Consider the following 4754-nt stretch of genomic DNA (forward strand, 5'->3'; position numbering starts at 1 on the left):
GAGTTCCTTGCGCAGCCCGTTCTCCGGCCGCTCCTGCTGGTCGCTCATCCCGCTCACGCCCGGAAGACGTGGCGCCGGATCGCCGCCGCGTTGGAGAAGATGCGGATGCCCAGGACCACGACCACGCCGGTGGACAACTGCGCGCCCACGCCCAGCTCGTCGCCGAGGAACACGATCAGCGCGGCCACGACCACGTTGGACAGGAACGAGACCACGAAGACCTTGTCGTCGAAGATGCCGTCGAGCATCGCCCGCAGCCCGCCGAACACGGCGTCCAGCGCCGCCACGACGGCGATGGGCAGGTACGGCTCGACCACCGCCGGAACCTCGGGCCGGACCAACAGTCCGGCCACCACTCCCACGACGAGGCCCAGTACGGCGATCACGATGTGCCCTTCTCAGTCTTCTCGGCCTGCTCGGCGCTCGGCTGTGCTGTTCGTACGATCACACTCGGTGCGGCGGGCAACCGGACGTCGCCCTCCGCGGAGATGGCGGTGCGGATACCGAAGTTGTCCTGGAGCGCGTGCAGGTACAACCCGTCGGCGCTGTTCTGGAACGCGGTACTCAGCTTTTGCCCGTCCCCCACCGCCAGCACCGTGTACGGCGGCACCAGCGGCCTGTTGTCGACCAGTATCGCGTCACCCGCGGCCCTGATCGCGGACAGGGCGGTCAGCCGCTGACCGTTGATGGACACCGCCTCGGCGCCGGACGCCCACAGCCCGTTGACCACGCGCTGCATGTCCCGGTCACGCACCCGCCCGGTGTCGGAGAAGCCGGCGGACTCGCGCGGGTTCGTGCCGTCTCCCCCGCTGCTCGCCTCCTTGGCGTCGTTCACCACGAGCTTCACGCCCGGCCCGTGCACGGCGATGGCACCCGACAGCAGACTCACCAGGTCCGCCTGGCTGCCCCCGCTCTGCCGGAGCGCGGCCCGCTGCCGCGCGCCCACGTCCTCACGAAGCTGGTCGACCCCGCTCTCCAGCTTGTCCGCGGCGGTGGTCTCCCGGTCGATGCGGTCGATCAGCTCCTGGCGCTCCTTGGCCACCACGGGAGCCGCGACGTGCGCCTGCGACGCCCCGACCGTCACCACCAGGGCCGCGAGCACCAGGCCGCCCGCGAGGCCCAGCTTGGCGCGGAGGGTCTTCGGCAGACCGCCCTCGCCCAGGGACTTCCGGCGCGCGGCGGCCTCGGCGTACCCGTCGTCCAGGCTGTGGTCCATCACGTTGGTGATCAACGACATCGAGGCGTCCGGGCGCCCCGGCCGCGCGGGGCTGCTCCGAACGGGGGGTTGCTGCGGCATGCCGCACATCGTCGCATGCCGCGAGCGGTGTCTTCGAACGAGCCCCATACACCTGCCGGACAGCACCCCCGGTGGGGGCACTGTCCGGCAGATTCGGAGTGTTGCGGGGATCAGCGGCCGGCGCTGTCCACCACGGCCGACCACTCGTCCAGCAGGGCCTGCGCGGAGGCGTCGTCCGGGCCCTCCGCCCACAGGTGCGTGACCGCCTCGGCCGGGTCGGGCAGGACCATCACCCAGCGGCCGTCGCTCTCCACGACCCGCACGCCGTCCGTGGTGTCCACGGACCGGTCGCCGGCCGCCTCGACCACGCTGCGCATGACAAGGCCCTTGACCGCCCACGGCGTCGCCAGGTCCCTCTTGAGGACATGGGCCCGCGGAATCCGGGCGTCGATCTGGCTGAGCGTGAGCTGCGTCCGCGCCACCAGCCCGATCAGCCGCACGAACGCCGCGGTGCCGTCGTAGACGCTGCTGAACTCGGGGACGATGAAGCCGCCCTTGCCGTCACCGCCGAAGATGGTCTCCTCCTCGCCGCCGACCCGCGTGAGGTCGTCCGGCGAGGTGGTCGTCCACTCGACCTGGGTGCCGTGGTACGCGGCCACCTGCTCCGCGATCCGGGTCGTGGTCACCGGCAGCGCCACCCGGCCGCTGCGCCGCTCGGCGGCGACCAGGTCGAGCATCACCAGCAGCGCCCGGTCGTCCTCGATGATGCTGCCCTTCTCGTCCACGAGCGACAGCCGCTCGCCGACGGGGTCGAACCGTACGCCGAAGGCCGCTCCGGAGGACGCCACGATCTCGCCGAGCCGCTGGAGGCCCTTGCGCCGCATCTCTTCGGTCTCGGTGGGCCGGGACTCGTCCAGACCGGGGTTGATGGTCAGCGAGTCCACGCCGAGCTTGCCGAGCAGGCTGGGCAGAACCAGGCCGGCGCTGCCGTTCGAGGCGTCGACGACGACCTTCAGCCCGGACTCGGCGATCCCGGTCGTGTCCACGTTCCGCAGCAGCGAACCGGTGTACGAGTCGTAGACGCTGGACGGGAAGTGCAGGTCACCGATCTCGCCGGGGAACGCCCGCCGGTACTCCTGGCGCGCGAACACCCGGTCCAGCTTGCGCTGGCTGCCCTGGGAGAGGTCCGCGCCCTTGGCGTCGAAGAACATGATGTCCACGGAGTCCGGCACACCCGGCGAGGTCCGGATCATGATGCCGCCGGAGCTGCCCCGCGCCGTCTGCTGCCGGGCCACGGGCAGCGGCACGTTCTCCAGGTCGCGCACGTCGATCGCGCTCGCCTGGAGCGCCGAGATCACCGCGCGCTTGAGCGCACGGGCGCCTCGGGAGTGGTCACGTGCCGTGGTGACCGTGGTGCCCTTCTTCAGGGTGGTGGCGTACGCGCCGGCCAGCCGTACGGCCAGCTCGGGCGTGATCTCCACGTTCAGGATGCCGGTGACCCCGCGCGCCCCGAAGAGGTGCGCCTGGCCCCTGGACTCCCAGATGACCGAGGTGTTGACGAAGGCGCCGGCCTCGATGGTCTTGAACGGGTACACCCGGACGTTGCCCTGGATGATCGACTCCTCGCCGATCAGGCACTCGTCACCGATGACCGCGCCGTCCTCGATCCGCGCGGCCCGCATGATGTCGGTGTTCTTGCCGACCACGCAGCCGCGGAGATTGCTCTGCTGTCCGACGTACACGTTGTCCGCGACGACGGCCTTGTGCAGGAAGGCACCGCTCTTGACGACCACGTTGGAGCCGATGACGGTGTGCTCGCGTATCTCGGCGCCCGCCTCGACCTTGGCGTAGTCACCGATGTAGAGCGGGCCCCGCAGCACCGCGTCGGGGTGCACCTCGGCACCCTCGGCGACCCAGACGCCGGGCGAGATCTCGAAACCGTCGATGTCGACGTCGACCTTGCCCTCGAGAACGTCGGCCTGGGCCTTCACATAGCTCTCGTGGGTGCCGACGTCCTCCCAGTAGCCCTCGGCGATGTAGCCGTAGATGGGCTTGCCCTCCTTCATCAACTGGGGGAAGACATCTCCGGACCAGTCGACGGGGACATCGGGATCGACATAGTCGAACACCTCGGGCTCCATGACATAGATGCCCGTGTTCACCGTGTCGGAGAAGACCTGGCCCCAGGTCGGCTTCTCGAGGAAGCGCTCGACCTTGCCCTCCTCGTCCACGATGGTGATGCCGAACTCCAGCGGATTCGGGACCCGGGTCAGGCAGACCGTGACCAGGGCTCCCTTCTCCTTGTGGAAGTTGATCAGCTCGGTGAGGTCGAAGTCGGTCAGCGCATCACCGGAAATGACGAGGAAGGCGTCGTCCTTGAGCGCGTCCTCGGCGTTCTTGACGCTTCCGGCGGTACCGAGTGGCTTCTCCTCATTGGCATACGTGAGCTCCATGCCGAGTTCCTCGCCGTCACCGAAGTAGTTCTTGACGAGCGACGCCAGGAACTGCACCGTGACCACGGTCTCGTTGAGCCCATGCTTTTTGAGCAACCTGAGCACGTGCTCCATGATCGGGCGGTTGGCCACGGGCAGGAGCGGCTTGGGCATGCTAGAGGTCATAGGGCGCAGGCGCGTGCCTTCGCCACCGGCCATCACGACGGCCTTCATGTCGGAAGCGTCCTCCTCGAAGAGACGACGGTCTAGCCGACTTCACCCGTCCAGATTGTCCCGCACTTTTCCGTCGCGGGCCATCGAAGCGTCACGTCGTGGACGATCGCGGAGTTCCGTCGGCCAACGAGTCCGCGCGCACCAGACGGCGGACCTGGACCATATAAAGCACTCCTGCCCACCAATACAGGGTTGTACCCCATCCGGCGAACGCCCATCCGAAAACAGCGGCGAGTGACGCGATCCAACCGCTTCCGTCGCTGAGCAGCAGCAACGGGAAGGCATACATCAGGTTGAAGGTGGCCGCCTTCCCGAGGAAGTTCACCTGGGGCGGCGGATAGCCGTGCCGACGCAGGATGCCGACCATCACCAGCAGAACGAGCTCCCGGGCCAACAGCAGCGCGGTCAGCCACAGCGGCAGGATCTCCCGCCAGGTGAGACCGAGGAGCGTGGAAAGGACATAGAGCCGGTCGGCGGCCGGGTCGAGGAGCCGGCCGAGACTGCTGACCTGGTTCCAGCGCCGGGCGAGCTTGCCGTCCAGATAGTCGCTGACTCCGCTCAGTGCCAGGACCAGGAGAGCCCAACCATCACTCTTGGGGCCTCCGAACTCCGGCCTGAGAATCAGCCACAGGAACAGAGGGACACCGGCGAGCCGAGCCATGCTGAGGATGTTGGGGATGGTGAGGACCCGGTCCGTCTGGACGCGGGTCTCCTGGACCTCCACCCGGAAGCCTCCTGTACGAAAGTGACGACAACGCACCCTGACCCTACCGCAACGCAAAAAAGCTCCGGCTCTCGGGCTGTATGCCCAAGAGCCGGAGCTGTAAAAGGAGTTCGGCGGCGTCCTACTC

Annotated in this window: 4 protein-coding genes; all 4 read right to left on the bottom strand. The window is 68.4% G+C overall.

Going from position 1 to position 4754, the window contains the following annotated elements; genetic code table 11:
• Positions 1-53: 53 nt before the first annotated feature.
• The gene (locus tag CCN33_RS15745; RefSeq protein WP_030808725.1) at positions 54-386 is read right to left on the bottom strand and encodes a small basic family protein; all 333 of its coding nucleotides are present in this window, start codon (positions 384-386) and stop codon (positions 54-56) included.
• Positions 383-1306 carry a DUF881 domain-containing protein gene (locus CCN33_RS15750; protein ID WP_086694244.1) on the bottom strand — a complete coding sequence of 308 codons (924 nt, stop codon included), beginning with the start codon at positions 1304-1306 and terminating at the stop codon, positions 383-385. The genes CCN33_RS15745 and CCN33_RS15750 overlap by 4 nt, the downstream gene beginning before the upstream one ends.
• Positions 1307-1407: 101 nt before the next feature.
• Positions 1408-3903 carry a mannose-1-phosphate guanyltransferase gene (locus tag CCN33_RS15755; RefSeq protein ID WP_086694245.1) on the bottom strand — a complete coding sequence of 832 codons (2496 nt, stop codon included), beginning with the start codon at positions 3901-3903 and terminating at the stop codon, positions 1408-1410.
• Positions 3904-3994: 91 nt separating this feature from the next.
• Complete coding sequence (gene clsA, locus CCN33_RS15760; RefSeq protein WP_031181999.1) at positions 3995-4627, bottom strand: cardiolipin synthase ClsA; 633 nt, start codon at positions 4625-4627, stop codon at positions 3995-3997.
• Positions 4628-4754 lie beyond the last annotated feature (127 nt).

Origin of the sequence: Streptomyces recifensis, from assembly GCF_002154615.1 — a bacterium.
Classification (GTDB): domain Bacteria; phylum Actinomycetota; class Actinomycetes; order Streptomycetales; family Streptomycetaceae; genus Streptomyces; species Streptomyces griseoluteus.

Coding starts and splice junctions, on each gene's coding strand:
- CCN33_RS15750 (WP_086694244.1), bottom strand. CDS start 1,306: ATGTGCGGCATGCCGCAGCAACCCCCCGTTCGGAGCAGCCCCGCGCGG.
- CCN33_RS15755 (WP_086694245.1), bottom strand. CDS start 3,903: ATGAAGGCCGTCGTGATGGCCGGTGGCGAAGGCACGCGCCTGCGCCCT.